We start from the raw sequence: 15,530 nt of genomic DNA, 5'->3' as shown, positions 1-15,530 counted from the left end.
CCTAATTGACTAAATTCTTGAGATATCACTGCAAGAATGATGTGAATGACATTAGGATTACACATCAGGTTGAACTGCTCACATGGGTGGTGTCCCGAAGGTCGGCGGGCATTGGAAAGGCCCGACGATTCGCGAGATAGCAGAGCTGTCCGGACTTGGAACGGCCACGGTGGACCGAGTGCTGAACGGTCGGCCCGGCGTGCGCGACAAGACGCGCGAGAAGGTTCAGGCGGCGCTGCGCAAGCTCTCCCAATCGGCCATGGCCGACGAATTGCTCCGGATCGGACTTCTGTGTTAATCCGGTGTGACATTCAATCGCGCGATGGGTAGCGCCGCCGATCTCATCAATCGATCGTTGCCAGGAGGCTCGGTCTTCGATGACTACACCGAGACCAGCAACTTCGACGCCCAGGAATTCGCAGGCAAGGTCACCGATGCGGGCGACAAACCGGACGGCCTCATTCTGGTTGCCAGGGAACATCCGGCGATCAATCACGCGGTCAGAGGCCTGCGCAAGCAAGGCATGCCCGTGGTCTGTCTGACGACGGACCTGCCGAGTTCACGCCGCAATGTCTATGTCGGCAACGATCACTACGCGGCCGGCAGCGTCGCCGGTCAGCTGATCGGGCACGCTTTGCCGAAGACGAAGCAGAATATCCTAGTCGTGATGAGCGTCGCATTCCGCTGCCAGCAGGAGCGCGAAATGGGCTTTCGGCGTGTCTTGCGCTCAGCGTTTCCCCATTTGCGCATTGAAGAGCGGGTGATTTCTGACGATGTGCCTGAGACGACCTACGAACAGCTTTATGCGCTTTTCGAGACACAGGGTGTGCCGACAGCTATCTACAACGTCGCCGGCGCCAACCGTGGCGTCGCCCAGGCGCTGGCAGGTTTCGGTTCCGCTGAGGCGACGATCTTCGTCGGACACGAGCTGACGTCGGTCTCGCGGGAGTTGCTGGAAAACGGCACGATGGATTACGTGATCTCGCATGACTTTGCGGCGGAGTTGCGCGGTGCCGTGCAGTGGATCGAGGCCTTTCATGCCGGTGTTGAAGGCGAATCCGGTCCAACGCAGATCCTTCTGCACACGCGGTACAATTGCAGCGTGTAGGGACGCCACTCCAGCTCGCGGTGCCAGTTCATTGGTCTTTTCGCCCCGGCAGGTGATATTGCCCGGACCGGGCAGCGCGGGCGGGCGCCCGCACTTCGCCACAGCCACCAGCCCTCACGCAAGACAGCCGAGAATGGGGACAATATTGCTGATGGGGGGGCGCGACTTTTTGGTCCTGCGCGTCATCGGATCGTCACGACCCCCTCGTGCACGGCCAACTGCCGTCGCCCGGTGGTGAAGGTGATCCACGAGGCCATCGGTATCCGGTACGGGTCGATCACGACGACGACGGGTAGCACCACGGCGATCACGCTGATCTATCTCGAGCTGAAAGGGCAGCTGAACGGCCTCGCCGTCCGTGTGCCGCTGCGCAACGCCGCAATCACCGACTGCGTGTTCGAAGTCGAGCTCGCAACAGATGCGGAGGAGGTGAACGCGCTCTTCAAGGTCGCGGCTGAAGGTTCGCTCAAGCGTATTCTGCGCTATGAGGTGCGGCCCCTCGTTTCGGCTGACAACACTAACGACACGCGGTCGAGCATCGTCAATGCCCGCCACGACGATGGTGGTGAACGGCACGCAGGTAAAGGCCTTTGCCTGGTACCACAATGAGATGGGGTATCCCCCCGGTTGGTCGATGTGGCGCTGATGGCCAGTGCCTCGCTTCAATCCTACCTGATCCTCGCGTTCATGCGCGAAGAGCGCGTGACTATGGATGCGGGCTTTTGCTACACGGCCAACGCAGATGGGTGGCTGATCGGTACGGTGCTTTTGGGACTGACCTACCAGGTGGGCGGGCTGGCGTTGACGCTCGGCATGGCCGCAGGAGTGGTCGCAGCTCCTGCACTTGCCGCCGGGCGGCTGCAAAGGGAACACCCCGACGAGACACCGGCATGAGTGCAGAAATCATCGACATCGTCACTTCGCGAAACTATGCGGAGTCGGCCAGGTCAACCACGTCGACAAGGGCGACAGGGTGGACGCCGGCACCGCAATCGTTGAGCGGCCCGGCGGCACCCAGATCTTGGCCGACTGGGCCGGGGCAGGCGCGAAGGGAAACTGAGCGTGGCGTCAGGCGTCACGACCCCTTCGATTGAAGCGCGAGCGGCGTCGGAAGAAACCAGAGGTAGTATGAGCGAGATCACCTTTTCGCCGGGTGTTCAGCAACGGCGGTCTGAAGGCAGGCATTTCACCGAAATAATACGGAATGATCGGAGACACTATGATAGTCCACTCCTGCCCGATCTCGCGCGCATTCGCTATCGGCCCGGCTTTTCCACGACACGCCGATGTGGGCGACTCTCAGGAACGGCCGTCTTGAATGAAAAGCTCCGACGGGCGTTTCGTCCGCTTCGAGCTCAATACTGACATTTGCGCTGAATGTTGAAGACCCGAAATGGAGCCAGGTCATGCGCAGTCATCCAGAATTGTCCGATCACTATGCCGACCCCAGCACTTGCCCTCCGAGTGTCGCGTGCATGGACGTGCAATACCTACTGATTGGCTTAGTAAAAATATCGGTGCTGGACTATGGCCTACTTCATTCCGACGCAACTCATGACGTGGTACACGCTTGGAAAGGCGTGTTTTTCCGACTCGAAGATCACCTCGAACGGTTCTTTGCCGGATTGGAGAAGCTGCACATGGCAATCTCGCATGACAAAGCACAGGTTACAGAAATCCTGAAAAAAATTTCGTAGCGCTGTCGGGGCTTCAGAATTCATACGTTGAGTTCACCTCTATGCGCGGAATGTCCCCTACTTTCAGTCGGGCCCCGAGAAACGCAGTCAATCGGCTAATCGCATTTGCGTTTCCCTTTGGGTCTGTTGCCATTGCCGAACAGTTGGAGAACGGCTTGCACGCCGCCATAGCTCTAATTGTGCGCATTCCGCCTCAATCAGTTGATTCAACCGTAAAGAACTACCATTGGCTTGATTTGATCAAGGGGCTCTATTCGGCATACGACCAAAGCGCCGATACAGCAATTCTCGTTGACGTCAACGGGAACATTTCCGAAGGGCCTGTATTCGATATGATTGCCGTGTCGGATGGCAAAACCTGGACATCCCGCCATGGTGTCCTGAAGTGAATCACCCGCCAGACAGTTTTCAACATCAGCCAAATGATGGAGGTCGAATGCATCGCGCAGGATATGTCTCCGGATCAGCTCAGGCAGGCGGACAAGGTCTTTATCACTTCGATCGCAGGCGGGGCCATGCCCGTCACCAGGATTGACGGCGAACCAATTTGGACGGGAACACCTGGGTCGATTACCAAAAAGGTCACCGAGAGATACGGGCGAATGTATGCGGAAGGGCAGTACCGCATAATCGTCGATCATCCGGCTACGGCTTAACGCAGGTTCTACACTGACTCCGCACGTCTGATGGTCACCTTTATCCCGCATTGCGGTGATCTTCGCCCACCGCGACCAGCCTCCCACGCGGGATACTCTGAGGCCTTGCCCTATAACTCCGATTGGCCCCGCCGCAGTCCAAAGCCTATTCCTTAGGTCTCGCGATCAGGCCCTGATCAAGCCCATCGACTCGAGCTTCAGGATCACCTGGTGCGCGCAGTTGTCGACGTCGACATTCTCGGTCTCGACCCGTAGCTCCGGGTTCTGCGGTTCCTCGTAGGGGTCTGAGATACCGGTGAATTCCTTGATCTTGCCTTCGCGGGCGAGCTTGTAGAGTCCCTTTCGGTCGCGGCGCTCACACTCTTCGAGGCTCGTGGCCACGTGGACTTCCAAGAAGGCGCCGTATTGCTCGACCATCTCGCGCACCGCTCGGCGGGTCGCGGTGTAGGGCGCGATCGGCGCGCAAATCGCGATTCCGCCGTTTTTGGTGATCTCGGAGGCGACATAGCCGATGCGCTTAATGTTGAGGTCGCGGTGCTCTTTCGAGAAGCCGAGTTCGGAGGACAGATGCTTGCGCACCACGTCGCCGTCGAGCAGCGTCGTCGGCCGGCCGCCCATCTCCATCAATTTGACCATCAGCGCATTGGCGATCGTCGACTTGCCCGAGCCCGAGAGCCCCGTGAAGAAGACCGTGAAGCCCTGCTTGGCGCGCGGCGGCGAGGTGCGGCGCAGCTCCTGTACGACCTCGGGGAAGGAGAACCAGTCGGGGATTTCCAGCCCCTCGCGCAGGCGGCGGCGCAGTTCCGTGCCGGAGATGTCGAGCACGGTCGATTTTTCGGGCACCTCGTCCACGGGAAAATACTGGGCCTTCTCCTGCACGTAGACCATTTGCTTGAAGTCGACCATCTCGATGCCGATCTCGGCCTGGTGCTTGGCGACAAGGTCCTGCGCGGCATAGGGGTCGTAGAAATCCTTGCCCTCGCTGTTCTTGCCCGGACCGGCATGATCGCGCCCGACGATGAAGTGGGTGATGCCGTGGTTCTTGCGGATGATCGCGTGCCAGACGGCTTCGCGCGGGCCGCCCATGCGCATCGCAAGGTTCAGAAGCGACAGGTGCGTCGTGGAGGCCGGGTACTGGTCCAGCACCGCCTCGTAGCAGCGTACGCGGGTGAAGTGATCGACATCGCCGGGCTTCGTCATGCCGACGACCGGGTGGATCAGGAGGTTTGCCTGCGCCTCCTTCGCCGCGCGGAATGTCAGTTCCTGATGCGCGCGGTGCAGGGGGTTGCGGGTCTGGAACGCTACGACCTTTCGCCATCCCAGTTTGCGGAAGTAGGCACGGAGTTCATTGGGCGTGTCGCGGCGGGCCTTGAAGTCGTAGTGCACGGGCGGCTGGATGCCTGTGATCGGGCCACCGAGATAGACCTTGCCCGCGGTGTGGTGCAGGTAGTTGACAGCCGGATGCGCGATGTCGTCGGCGCCAAACACCTTTTTGGCCTCGGCGTTTTTGTCCGGGCTCCATTTGTCGGTGACCGACAGGATGGCGAGGATTACGCCCTCGGCATCGCGGAGAGCGATGTCCTGACCGGGCTCGACTGTCTCGGCGAAGGCTTCTGCGACGTCAAGCGTCACCGGGATCGGCCAGATCGACCCGTCGGAAAGCCGCATGTTTTCAAGCACGCCGTCGTAGTCGGCCTCGGTCATGAAACCCTTTAGCGGGTGGAAGCCGCCGTTCATCAGAAGCTCCAGATCGCAGGTCTGGCGCGGCGTCAGGTCCCAGGACGGAAGGCCTCCGGCCTCGTGCTTCAGTTTCTGGGCGGACTCGTAGGAGACGTAAAGCTCCGGGATCGGAGCGTGATTGGGGATCGACATCACTGAAGTAACCTCAGATTGAAACAGCGCGGCCAGGCGGGGCGCATCTGGGCGGGGCATATCCCCGATCTTGGCCGAAGTTCAAGCGAGGGGCCGGTCTTTTTGCGGGATTCGGGCCGGAATCGCACAGTTTCCTTGCCCTGGCGGACACTGTTGCGGGCAGGGCGCCGGACGGCGGACGAACGGTTCTGCGCCGCGTGCCGGGCCGGAACGATCCCCTGGCGGGATTTTCGGCCTCGATCCCTTCACAAGGGACGGGCCCACCGCTATAGCCACTGGCCTGACAACGAGGAGCCGGAGGCCGATGCAGGGCAGCGCCAATCTTAACCTGATGATCAAGGCCGCCCGCAAGGCGGGCCGCAGCCTCGTGAAGGATTTCCGTGAAGTCGAGAACCTTCAGGTCTCGGTCAAGGGGGCGGGGGACTTCGTGAGCAAGGCCGACCTTGCGGCGGAGAAGATCATTCGCGAGGAGTTGACTGGTGCGCGCCCGACCTATGGCTGGCTGGCCGAAGAATCCGACGAGGAGGCGGGCGCGGACCCGACCCGTCGCTGGATCGTCGATCCCCTGGACGGGACGACGAATTTCCTGCACGGCCTGCCGCACTGGGCGGTCTCCATTGCGCTCGAGCACAAGGGGGAGATCGTTGCGGCGGTGATCCTAGACCCGGCCAAGGACGAGCTGTTCTGGGCTGAGAAGGGCCAGGGCGCCTGGATGAACGAGGCCCGCATCCGTGTCTCGGGGCGGCGGTCGATGGCCGAGGCGGTCTTCGCCACGGGCGTGCCGTTCGGGACGAAGAAGACGCTGCCGGCAACGCTGAAGGACCTCGCGCGGCTGATGCCGACTTGCGCGGGCGTGCGCCGCTGGGGGGCAGCCGCTCTGGACCTCGCCTATGTCGCGGCGGGGCGGTATGACGGCTTCTGGGAGCGCGAGCTCAATGCCTGGGACATGGCGGCGGGGCTTCTACTGGTGCGCGAGGCCGGGGGGTTCACCGAGGCGGTGCGCGAGAGGCGGGAGATATTCGACAGCGGTTCGGTGATCGCGGCGAATGGCGAGCTGTTCGCTGGCCTGGCGAAGGTGCTGCGCGAGGAGGCGTAGGGGCCTTCTGCCCCCTCTTGCCGCATGCGCGACAATTCACCCCCGAGAGTATTTTTCTAACAGAAGAAGATCAGGCGCGGTCGGAGGGGTGGTTGATGCCGTCGGTCCATTCCACGGGGTCGAGGTCGCGCGGATTGACGCCTTCGAGGCAGGCCGCGTTGACGCCGCACTCGTTCGGGTTCGACCGGCGCCGGTGGTGGGTATAGATGCCGCAAGTCTTGCAGAAATAGTGTTTCGCAGTGCCGGTGTTCCAGGTGTAGAGCGTGAGATTCTCCGCGCCCCTCACGATCCTCACGCCGTTAATCGGCGCGGTCACCGCGATGGCGCCCCGGCGCGCGCAGAAAGAGCAGTCGCAGCGCCGGGCGGTGGTGAGACCGTCGGAGAGCGTGACCGCAAGCTCCACCGCGCCGCAATGGCAGGTGGCGCGGTGCGGAGTGCGAATCTCGGGCAGGGTCATTTGCGTCTCCGGCGGATGACGGGGATCGAGGTGGTCGAGTAGCGCGCGTCGGGATGCGGCGGATGGCCTTCCGTGCGCTGCCAGTACCCGCGCGCTCCGCGCCTCAGCCAGGTTGGAAACGCGAGCAGGATTCCGGCGATGAAGCCTCCGGCATGCGCCCAGTAGGCGACCCCGCCGCCTTGGGTCGGCGTGCCGAGACCGCCGAAGATCTGCATCGCGAACCAGAGCCCGAGCATGGTCCAGGCCGGGATCGCAAAGACGCGGAAGAAGACGATGAAGATCAGAAGCACGTCGATCCGCGCGCGCGGGAAGAACAGAAGGTAGCCACCGAGCACGGCGCCGATCGCGCCCGAGGCGCCTACGGTCGGGACGACCGAAGCCGGGTTGGCCGCGATATGGGCGAGCGCCGCCGCGACGCCGCCCGCGAGATAAAAGAGAAGGAAGCCCAGATGGCCGAGCTGATCCTCCATGTTGTCGCCGAAGATCCAGAGAAAGAGCATGTTGCCCGCGAGATGCAGGAGCCCGGCATGTAGGAACATCGAGGTGAAGATGCCGTGGAGTTCGCCGCTTTGGGTGACCACGACCGGGATCATCGCCCAGTCGCGCCAGAAGGCAAGCATGGCGCGTTCGCTGCCTGTGTAGGGCAGTTGCAGGAGATACGCGGCGACGTTCGCCGCGATCAGCGCATAGACCACGTAGGGCGTGCGTTCCGAAGGGTTGTGGTCGCGGATCGGGAACATGGGACGAGGCTCGCCCCTCCCCGATCCGGCGTCAAGCGGAACCGGCCTGGGCGAGCAGCGCGGCGTTGCCGCCCGAGGCGGTGGTGTCGACGCAGACATGGCGTTCATGCGCGACATGGCCGAGATCGGGCAAGGCGGTGACGAGCGGCAGAATCGGCCCGTCGCGGCGCGCGAGCGCCTCGTCCAGCGTGCGCGCCGTCGCCTCGTCGCCCCAGTAGAAGACGCCGGCGAAGCCCCTGAGCGTGGTCAGGGCCTCGGGGTCGAGCGTGCCCGCGACCGCGATCGCCTGCCCGCCGAGCGCCTGGATCGCCTCGGCCTGCGCCCCGGTCGCCTCGCGGCCGGGGCCGAGACAGAGGAAGGGCGCGCGGGCGAGAAGCGTCAGCCGGTTCGACTCGCCCGTGGGGCCGGGCAGGTCGAGGCGGGCGAGCGTAGTCGGCGGCGGCGCGGCGTCGAGCGCGGCCTGGACCCGGGCCGGATCGGCCTTGCATTCGGCGTTGCCTGCCTTGTCCGGCCGGGGCGGGGCGGTGAATCGGGCGAGGTAATGCGGACCGCCGGCTTTCGGGCCGGTTCCCGAAAGGCCCTCGCCGCCAAAGGGCTGGGAGCCCACGACCGCGCCGATCTGGTTGCGGTTTACGTAGATGTTGCCGACGTGCAGCGCCTCGGTCACCTCCTGCACGCGGTTGTCGATCCGGGTGTGGAGGCCGAAGGTGAGGCCGTAGCCCGTCGCGTTGACGTCATCGATGATCTTCTGAAGGTCGTCCGCATCGAAGGTCGCGACATGCAGGACCGGGCCGAAGATCTCGCGCTTCATGTCGGCGATGCCGGACACGCGGATGACGGACGGCGCGATAAAGTGGCCTCCTTTGGGTGTCGAGAGCTGGCGCAGGAGCCGCCCCTCCTTGCGGGCCTTTTCGACGTGGGCGCGGATGCCTCGTTCGGCCTCTTCGTCGATGACCGGGCCGACATCGGTCGAGAGATGCCAGGGGTCGCCGACGGAGAGCTCCTCCATCGCGCCGAAGAGCATGTCGGTGAAGCGGTCGGCGATGTCCTCCTGCACGTAGAGGCAGCGGAGCGCCGAGCAGCGCTGGCCGGCCGACTGGAAGGACGACGCCACGATGTCGCGCACGGCCTGTTCGGGGAGCGCGGTCGAGTCGACGATCATCGCGTTCAGCCCGCCCGTCTCGGCAATCAGCGGCGCGCCGGGGGCGAGGTGTCGCGCCATGGCCTTGCGGATGAGCTGCGCCGTTTCGGTCGAGCCGGTGAAGCAGACGCCGTTCACGCGCGGATCGGAGGTGAGCTTGGCGCCGACCGTCGCGCCGTCGCCGGGCAGGAGCTGGAGCGTCGAGGCTGGGACGCCCGCCTTGTGGAGGAGCGCCACGGCATGGGCGGCGATCAGCGGGGTCTGTTCGGCGGGCTTGGCGACGACGGCGTTGCCGGCCGCCAGCGCGGCGGCGATCTGGCCGGTGAAGATCGCGAGCGGGAAGTTCCAGGGGGAGATGCAGGCGAAGGTCCCGAGCGGCGGTTGTTTCAGTTCCAGACCGCGCGCCGCGTAGTAGCGCAGGAAGTCCACCGCCTCGCGCAGTTCCGCGACGGCGTCCATTTGCGTTTTGCCCGCTTCGCGTGCGAGGAGCGCAAAGATCGGGCCGAAACTCTCCTCAAAGAGATCGGCGGCGCGATTCAGGACCGCTGCGCGCTCGGCGGCACTCGCCTTCCAGGGCTTCGCCGCGGAAAGCGCGCCGTCCACGTCGGCGGCTGAGGCATCGGTGACGCGGCCGACAAGCTGTCCGGTCGCGGGGTTGTGGACGCGTCGCGGCTTCAGCCCCGCCACATTGCAGGCGAGAAGCGGTTCGGCGGTGAACTCGGTCTTGGCGAACTCGGCGCGCGCGGCGTCGATCCGGGCGAGCGTGGGACCGTCGGACAGATCGAAGCCTTTGGAGTTCTGCCGCTCGGGCGCGAAAAGGTCCGGCCCGGTGCGGATCGCTCGGTTTGTCAGGCCCGGAAGCATCGCCTCGACTGCGTCGAACGGGCAGGCAGCGACCTCTTCCGGCGAAACGTCCTCGTCGACGATCTGGTTGACGAAGGAGGAGTTGGCGCCGTTCTCCAGGAGCCGCCGGACGAGATAGGCGAGCAGGTCGCGATGCGCGCCCACCGGAGCGTAGATGCGGCAGCGGGTCTTGTCGCGCTTTAGAACGATGTCGTGCAGCCGCTCGCCCATGCCGTGCAGGCGCTGGAATTCGAAGGGCTTGTCGTCGGCCATGTCAAGGATCGCGGCGACGGTATGGGCATTGTGGGTGGCGAACTGGGGATAGATCCGGTCGGTCATGCCAAGGATCCTCCGCGCATTCGCGACATAGCTCACGTCGGTCGCTTCCTTGCGCGTGAAGACCGGGAAATCCTCAAGCCCCATGACCTGCGCGCGCTTGATCTCGGCGTCCCAGTAGGCGCCCTTCACCAGCCGGACCATGATCTTGCGGTCGAGTTTTTCTGCCAGCGAGTAAAGCCGGTCGAGCACCATCCCCGCGCGGCGGCCATAGGCCTGGACTACGACACCGAAACCGTCCCAGCCGGCAAGCTCTTCGTCGGCTAGCACGGCCTCGATGACCTTCAGCGAGAGCGTCAGCCGGTCCGCCTCTTCCGCGTCGATGTTGAAGCCCATCCGCGCCTGCGCGGCCTGCCGCGCGAGGTCGCGGACTACCGGCACCAGTTCGGCCATCACACGCGCTTCCTGCGCGAGCTCGTAGCGGGGGTGGAGCGCCGAGAGTTTCACCGAGATCCCCGGATTTTTGCGGATGTCGTCGCTTTTCGCGGCCCGGGAGATAGCGGCAATCGCCTTGGAATAGGCGATGGCGTAACGTTCGGCATCCTCGGCTGTCTTGGCAGCCTCGCCTAGCATGTCGTAGGAATAGGTGTAGCCGCGCGCCTCCATCCTCGAGGCGCGCTCCATCGCGGCGCTGATCGTCTCGCCGAGCACGAATTGGCGGCCCATCTCCTTCATCGCTTGCCGCGTCGCACGCCGGATCACGGGTTCGCCCAGCCGCTTTACGGCACCGCGCAAGTGGCCGACGATGCCGGGGTCCTTCTCCTCTTCAAGGACCTTGCCGGTCAGCATCAGCGCCCAAGTCGAAGCGTTGACGAGCGAGGATGCGGAATGGCCAAGATGCTTGCCCCAGTCCGAGGGCGCGATCTTGTCCTCGATTAACGCGTCCATCGTGTCAGCGTCGGGGACGCGCAGCAACGCCTCAGCGAGGCACATGAGCGCGATCCCCTCTTCAGTCGAAAGGCCGTATTCGGCGAGGAAGACCTCCATCATCCCTGGCCGCACGTCGGACCGGATCTGACGGACGAGCCCCGCGCCCTCGGCGACGATCCGATCGCGCGCGGCGCGGTCGAGCGCGGCCTCGCCGATCAGGCGTTCGAGAAGAGGAGCTTCCGGCTGAAGCGTGCCGGAATCGATGGTGTGCCAGGGGTGGTGCATGTCTTCCTCCGCGTTGTGCGGCTAAGATAATGCTTGTTCTGAAGTCATTCTGACTGAATGTTTATCAGTAGTAGCCCGTTAGACCAAAATAAAGGCGTTTCGCATGCCAGATGACCTGTCCCCGATGGATCGCTACGACGCCGCGATTCTGCGCGCCCTTTCGGAGGACGGCCGTATGTCCGTCACCGAGCTTGCCCGCCGCATCGGGCTGACCAAGACGCCGACCCAAGCGCGGGTGCGCCGCCTGGAAGAAGCGGGCGTGATCGCGGGCTACCGGGCCGTGCTGAATCCCATCCGCATGGGGCTCGCGCATGTCGCCTATGTCGAGGTGCGCCTCTCAGACACGCGGGAGGCGGCGCTCCAGGCCTTCAACAGAGCCGTGCGCGCGCTGCCCGAGATCGAGGAATGCCACATGATGGCCGCAGGTTTCGACTATCTGATGAAAGTCCGCACAAGCGACATCGCCGACTATCGGCGGGTACTGGGCGAACGAATTTCCACGCTGCCGCATGTCGCCGCGACCTCGACCTTCGTGGCGATGGAGGCGGTGAAGGAGCATGGGCTCTGAGCCGCGGGGCGGAGTGGCCATTGCCGGGCGGGTCGAGGGCGACTAGAAGAGGCGCGGGCGGCCGCTTGCTGGAACAGGTAGACAGACCCGACTTAAAATCGGAGGCCTTCGGGCGTGAGGGTTCGAGTCCCTCAGCGGCCACCACTTCCATGATGCGGCTAGCGCGGCCCAATCGGAAACCTCGATGGAGAGTGGAGGCGGGTACCGGAATCGAACCGGTCTACACGGATTTGCAATCCGCTGCGTAACCTCTCCGCCAACCCGCCGGAGGTGGGGCGGAGATATACCATGGCTCTGTCCCACGCAAGCCCGGCGCATGCGAGCTTTTGTGCGGTCCGGGCAGGGCGGTCAGACGTTGCTCCGCCCGGGTTTATGTGGCAAGAGTTTGCGCTAGAGAGCAGACCGAAGAGTTCAGGCCATGACCGATTTCGCACAGCGCCGCACCATGATGGTGGATACGCAGGTCCGTCCCAGCGACGTGACGAAATTTCCCATCATCGAAGCGATGCTGAGCGTCCCGCGCGAAGCGTTCGTGCCGGCACAGCGGCGCGAGGCTGCCTATGTCGGCGGGGACGTCGATCTGGGAGGCGGGCGTGTCATGCTCGAGGCGCGGACGTTGGCCAAGATGCTTGATGCGCTGGATATCGGCCCCGAAGATGTCGTGCTCGATATTGGCTGCGGGCTCGGGTATTCTGCCGCGGTGATGGCGCTCCTGGCCGAGGCCGTCGTTGCGGTCGAGGAGGATCCCGATCTTGCGGCGCAGGCGCAGGCCCGGCTCTCGGCAGAGGGCGTGGACAGCGCCGCCGTCATCGAGGCGCCTCTATCCCAGGGCGCGGCGAAGCACGGTCCCTACGACGTGATCGTCGTCGAGGGCGCGGCGGAGGTGGTGCCGGATGCGATCCTCGCCCAATTGAAAGAGGGCGGGCGCATCGCGTGCCTGCTCATGGAGGGGGCGCTGGGCGCCTGCCAGGTCGGTCGCAAGATCGACGGACGCGTGAGTTGGCGCTTCGCATTCAACGCGACGGCGCCGGTCCTGCCGGGATTTGAGCGTGAACGAGGGTTCACACTGTGACCGAATTGTCCGCCCCCAAGCGCCGGCCGGGCACCGAGGCAGGGAAGGGAGTTGACATGAGAGCGCTCTGCAGTCTTTCGCCGCGCCGTTTCGTCGCTGCGGGCATCTGTGCTTTCGGGCTGATTGTCTCCGGCGCCGCAAAGGCCGAGACTTTGGGCGATGCGCTGGTCGCCGCCTACCGCAACTCCAACATCATCGAACAGAACCGCGCCGTACTGCGCGCCTCTGACGAGGACGTGGCTGGCGCTGTGGCCACCTTGCGCCCCGTCCTCCGGTGGGTCGCGAGCGCGCAGCTGAGCGACAGCACGCTCAACCGGAACCTGACGACCTCGCTCGGCCTGCAGGCCGAGGTGATCCTCTTCGATTTTGGCCGGTCCGATCTGGCTGTCGAAATCGCCAAGCAGAGCGTTCTGGCCACGCGCCAGGCGCTCGTCGGCGTCGAGCAGGACGTGCTTTTGTCGGCGGTTCAGGCCTATTTCAGCGTGCGCAGCGCCATCGAGAACGTCGCGATCAACCAGAACTCGGTGCGCGTCCTTGCCGAGACGCTGCGCGCCACGCAGGACAAGTTCGATGTCGGCGAGGTGACGCGAACAGATGTCGCCCAAGCAGAAGCACGGCTGGCGGGCGCACGCGCTTCGCTGGCGGCGGCCGAGGGTGATCTGGCCAGCGCTCGGGAAGCCTACAGGGCCGCGACCGGGGGCTATCCCGGTTTGCTGGCATCCGCGCCGCCCGCTCCTGCGCTGCCCCGGATCCTGGCCGAGGCGCAGTCCATTGCACAGCGCACCCATCCCGACGTCCGTCAGGCGCAGTTCCAGGCGCGCGTAGCCGATCTTCAGGTCGATCTTGCCGCCGCCGAGCGGATGCCCGACGTGCGCGGCACCGCAGCGCTTTCACGCAACAGCGACGGGGCCGACACCTCCCGGCTCGGGATCGAACTCCGGCAGACGATATTTGCGGGTGGCGCGCTTTCTGCGGCCCACCGGAAGGCCATCGCCGGGCGCGACGCGGCGCGCTCCGCGCTGCTGCAGGCCGGTGTCTTCGTGACGCAGGGCGTGGGCGACGCCTGGGCCGCCATTGAGGTTGCGCGTGCCCAGATCGTTGCGACCGAGCGCGAAATCGAGGCAGCGACCATCGCCTATGACGGCGTATCTGAAGAAGCCAAGCTTGGCGCGCGCACGACGCTCGACGTTCTCGATGCCGAGCAAGCGCTGCTCGACGCCCGCGCGCGCAGGATCACCGCAGAAGCCAATTTGCAGATAGCGTTCTATCAACTATTGTCTTCTATGGGTCTTCTGACCGCGGAGCGTCTGTCGCTCGGGGTTCCGATCTACGATCCCGAAGCGTACTACAATGCCGTCAAGAATGCGCCCGTGACCTCGGTACAGGGGAAAAGCCTCGACCGGGTCCTGAAGGCCATCGGAAAGAACTGACTGCACGTTACGGTTGTGGGGCAGGGCGTGCAGCCTTAGACTGAGGGGCAGGAACGGTTGAGGAACAAAATGTCTGACCCGCTGACGAATATGGAGATTCAGGACGTTCTGTCCTCCATACGGCGTCTCGTCTCGGAAGACAGCCGCCGCAAACCGGCAGGCGATGCCGAGCCTCGAGCCGATGCACAGAAGCACGACGAAGCTGGACGCGAGGCGTCCGAGGAACCGGGCAAGCTGATGCTGACGGAGGCGCTTCGGGTTACCGAAGGCGGCGAGACCGCGCCTCTCGGAGTGGATACGCTGCGCCAAACGATCGCGGGCGACGGGATCTTCGAGGAAGGCGACGAGGTGCCGGAAATCGAGGTCCGCGATCCCCAGCTCGCCGGCCGCGGCCAGGACGACGTCGTCGATTGGGACAAGGATGCCGCGAGCGATGCTGGTGAGGCTGGCTCGCTCGAGGATACGATCGCCGAGCTCGAAGCCGCGGTCGCCGGATTCGGCGGGGAGTTCGAGCCCGACGGCAGCGAGATCGCATCAGATCGCGGTGTCGATGCAGAGCTGGACGAGGTCTTCGAGGACGGCTTCGCCGTGGACCAAGGGGACGACCCCGACGTGGCGGAGCTTTCGCAGCCCGTGACCGGTGGCGGCGCGGACGACTGGCTGGAGGCTGGAAAAAAGCCCACCGAGGGTTCTGGCGACGCGGCAGAGACCGACGCGGAGAGCGGGGTTCTTGTGCTTGGCGAATCCGAGGACCGCCTTGGCGGGGGGGCGTCGGACATTTCAGATCAGCCCGGTTCGGACGCTGTTCCACAGGACGCTCCTGTCGAGGAACTGCCGGAAGTTGTCGGGGCCGCGGCCGCTTTGCCTGCCTTCAGTGCGCGTCGTCAGGAGGACTCCGAATCCCCGGAGGCACTCACTGCGGGCGGAACTGGTGAGCGTGCCACAGCACCACCCCGCCGGTTGCACCTGGGCCCCGCCGAGGCCGTGGCAGCGACCGAGACCGTTGATGACGGAGCGACCGCAGAAGCCGAGAGCGCCGGTCCGGACGTGGCGGATGCACAAGGCACTGGCGACAGCGGTGCGGAGGCTGGTGAGTCCGGTCTCTCGGGTGTCGCGGGCGCCGAGGTTGCGCTCGAGATGGACGTCCTGCGCGAACTCGTTGCCGAGATCCTGCGCGATGAGTTGAAGGGGCCGCTGGGCGAGCGCATCACCCGCAATGTCCGCATGCTCGTTCGGCGTGAAATCCAAAGGGCGCTCGAAAGTGGCGAAAACGGCTGAACTCCCATCCGGAGGCGACGCCCGGCACATTCCGAACATTTGCCCATAACGAAAGCGCGCCCTGGATGGGGCGCGCCTTCA

General features: G+C 64.5%; 13 protein-coding genes, 2 tRNA genes and 1 pseudogene. 11 read left to right on the top strand and 5 right to left on the bottom strand.

What is annotated here, in order from left to right:
* Positions 1-82: 82 nt before the first annotated feature.
* The 5 genes and pseudogenes from DEA8626_RS21245 to DEA8626_RS21450 all read left to right on the top strand — a co-directional run bounded on the left by DEA8626_RS21245 (position 83) and on the right by DEA8626_RS21450 (position 3,194).
* On the top strand, positions 83-298 hold the full coding sequence (locus DEA8626_RS21245) for a LacI family DNA-binding transcriptional regulator (RefSeq protein WP_219929223.1): 216 nt from the start codon (positions 83-85) through the stop codon (positions 296-298).
* 24 nt (positions 299-322) lie between these two features.
* Positions 323-1,108, top strand: coding sequence for a substrate-binding domain-containing protein (locus DEA8626_RS18490; protein ID WP_219929222.1), 786 nt, complete (start codon positions 323-325; stop codon positions 1,106-1,108).
* Between the two features lie 165 nt (positions 1,109-1,273).
* Positions 1,274-2,002, top strand: a pseudogene (locus DEA8626_RS21465) (hypothetical protein); the annotation flags it as partial.
* 512 nt (positions 2,003-2,514) lie between these two features.
* Positions 2,515-2,805 (top strand): aminotransferase class IV, encoded by a 291-nt coding sequence (locus tag DEA8626_RS21455; protein WP_245890920.1) that lies wholly within the window; start codon positions 2,515-2,517, stop codon positions 2,803-2,805.
* A gap of 41 nt (positions 2,806-2,846) precedes the next feature.
* Positions 2,847-3,194 (top strand): aminotransferase class IV, encoded by a 348-nt coding sequence (locus DEA8626_RS21450; RefSeq protein ID WP_306418118.1) that lies wholly within the window; start codon positions 2,847-2,849, stop codon positions 3,192-3,194.
* A 432-nt stretch (positions 3,195-3,626) separates the two neighbouring features.
* On the opposite strand, the gene DEA8626_RS18475 is transcribed toward DEA8626_RS21450, so the two are convergent.
* Positions 3,627-5,333, bottom strand: coding sequence for a bifunctional sulfate adenylyltransferase/adenylylsulfate kinase (locus tag DEA8626_RS18475; protein WP_108854728.1), 1,707 nt, complete (start codon positions 5,331-5,333; stop codon positions 3,627-3,629).
* Between the two features lie 304 nt (positions 5,334-5,637).
* Between DEA8626_RS18475 and DEA8626_RS18470 the strand changes: the two genes are divergently transcribed.
* Positions 5,638-6,429: an inositol monophosphatase family protein gene (locus DEA8626_RS18470; protein ID WP_108854727.1), complete on the top strand. Its 792-nt coding sequence runs from the start codon at positions 5,638-5,640 to the stop codon at positions 6,427-6,429.
* A gap of 70 nt (positions 6,430-6,499) precedes the next feature.
* On the opposite strand, the gene DEA8626_RS18465 is transcribed toward DEA8626_RS18470, so the two are convergent.
* Genes DEA8626_RS18465 through putA form a run of 3 tightly spaced genes read right to left on the bottom strand, consistent with a single transcriptional unit; the run spans position 6,500 to position 11,101 of the window.
* Positions 6,500-6,886, bottom strand: a complete 387-nt coding sequence (locus DEA8626_RS18465) for a GFA family protein (protein WP_108854726.1) — start codon at positions 6,884-6,886, stop codon at positions 6,500-6,502.
* The gene (locus tag DEA8626_RS18460) at positions 6,883-7,626 is read right to left on the bottom strand and encodes a rhomboid family intramembrane serine protease (protein WP_108854725.1); all 744 of its coding nucleotides are present in this window, start codon (positions 7,624-7,626) and stop codon (positions 6,883-6,885) included. Before DEA8626_RS18460 ends, DEA8626_RS18465 begins: the two co-directional genes overlap by 4 nt.
* A 31-nt stretch (positions 7,627-7,657) precedes the next feature.
* Positions 7,658-11,101, bottom strand: coding sequence for a bifunctional proline dehydrogenase/L-glutamate gamma-semialdehyde dehydrogenase PutA (putA, locus tag DEA8626_RS18455; protein ID WP_108854724.1), 3,444 nt, complete (start codon positions 11,099-11,101; stop codon positions 7,658-7,660).
* 103 nt (positions 11,102-11,204) lie between these two features.
* Here putA and DEA8626_RS18450 point away from each other — a divergent pair, with 103 nt between their 5' ends.
* Complete coding sequence (locus DEA8626_RS18450; protein WP_108854723.1) at positions 11,205-11,669, top strand: Lrp/AsnC family transcriptional regulator; 465 nt, start codon at positions 11,205-11,207, stop codon at positions 11,667-11,669.
* 59 nt (positions 11,670-11,728) lie between these two features.
* A tRNA-Leu gene (locus DEA8626_RS18445) sits at positions 11,729-11,813 on the top strand.
* 48 nt (positions 11,814-11,861) lie between these two features.
* Here the strand turns inward: DEA8626_RS18445 and DEA8626_RS18440 are convergent.
* A tRNA-Cys gene (locus DEA8626_RS18440) sits at positions 11,862-11,935 on the bottom strand.
* A 152-nt stretch (positions 11,936-12,087) separates the two neighbouring features.
* Here DEA8626_RS18440 and DEA8626_RS18435 point away from each other — a divergent pair.
* The 3 genes from DEA8626_RS18435 to DEA8626_RS21165 all read left to right on the top strand — a co-directional run bounded on the left by DEA8626_RS18435 (position 12,088) and on the right by DEA8626_RS21165 (position 15,449).
* Positions 12,088-12,741 carry a protein-L-isoaspartate O-methyltransferase family protein gene (locus tag DEA8626_RS18435; RefSeq protein ID WP_108854722.1) on the top strand — a complete coding sequence of 218 codons (654 nt, stop codon included), beginning with the start codon at positions 12,088-12,090 and terminating at the stop codon, positions 12,739-12,741.
* 56 nt (positions 12,742-12,797) lie between these two features.
* A complete protein-coding gene (locus DEA8626_RS18430) occupies positions 12,798-14,171 on the top strand; it encodes a TolC family outer membrane protein (RefSeq protein WP_108854721.1) in 1,374 nt (457 codons plus the stop codon).
* Positions 14,172-14,240: 69 nt separating this feature from the next.
* Positions 14,241-15,449, top strand: a complete 1,209-nt coding sequence (locus DEA8626_RS21165; RefSeq protein ID WP_181366518.1) for a hypothetical protein — start codon at positions 14,241-14,243, stop codon at positions 15,447-15,449.
* Positions 15,450-15,530 lie beyond the last annotated feature (81 nt).

This window comes from Defluviimonas aquaemixtae (assembly GCF_900302475.1).
Lineage (GTDB): Bacteria > Pseudomonadota > Alphaproteobacteria > Rhodobacterales > Rhodobacteraceae > Albidovulum > Albidovulum aquaemixtae.
This window is presented reverse-complemented; position numbering and strand designations above follow the sequence as displayed.

Excerpts from the sequence above, each read along its gene's own strand:
- DEA8626_RS21245 (WP_219929223.1), top strand. The coding sequence starts at position 83 with ATGGGTGGTGTCCCGAAGGTCGGCGGGCATTGGAAAGGCCCGACGATT.
- DEA8626_RS18490 (WP_219929222.1), top strand. The coding sequence starts at position 323 with ATGGGTAGCGCCGCCGATCTCATCAATCGATCGTTGCCAGGAGGCTCG.
- DEA8626_RS21455 (WP_245890920.1), top strand. The coding sequence starts at position 2,515 with ATGCGCAGTCATCCAGAATTGTCCGATCACTATGCCGACCCCAGCACT.
- DEA8626_RS21450 (WP_306418118.1), top strand. The coding sequence starts at position 2,847 with ATGCGCGGAATGTCCCCTACTTTCAGTCGGGCCCCGAGAAACGCAGTC.
- DEA8626_RS18475 (WP_108854728.1), bottom strand. The coding sequence starts at position 5,333 with ATGTCGATCCCCAATCACGCTCCGATCCCGGAGCTTTACGTCTCCTAC.
- DEA8626_RS18470 (WP_108854727.1), top strand. The coding sequence starts at position 5,638 with ATGCAGGGCAGCGCCAATCTTAACCTGATGATCAAGGCCGCCCGCAAG.
- DEA8626_RS18465 (WP_108854726.1), bottom strand. The coding sequence starts at position 6,886 with ATGACCCTGCCCGAGATTCGCACTCCGCACCGCGCCACCTGCCATTGC.
- DEA8626_RS18460 (WP_108854725.1), bottom strand. The coding sequence starts at position 7,626 with ATGTTCCCGATCCGCGACCACAACCCTTCGGAACGCACGCCCTACGTG.
- putA (WP_108854724.1), bottom strand. The coding sequence starts at position 11,101 with ATGCACCACCCCTGGCACACCATCGATTCCGGCACGCTTCAGCCGGAA.
- DEA8626_RS18450 (WP_108854723.1), top strand. The coding sequence starts at position 11,205 with ATGCCAGATGACCTGTCCCCGATGGATCGCTACGACGCCGCGATTCTG.
- DEA8626_RS18435 (WP_108854722.1), top strand. The coding sequence starts at position 12,088 with ATGACCGATTTCGCACAGCGCCGCACCATGATGGTGGATACGCAGGTC.
- DEA8626_RS18430 (WP_108854721.1), top strand. The coding sequence starts at position 12,798 with ATGAGAGCGCTCTGCAGTCTTTCGCCGCGCCGTTTCGTCGCTGCGGGC.
- DEA8626_RS21165 (WP_181366518.1), top strand. The coding sequence starts at position 14,241 with ATGTCTGACCCGCTGACGAATATGGAGATTCAGGACGTTCTGTCCTCC.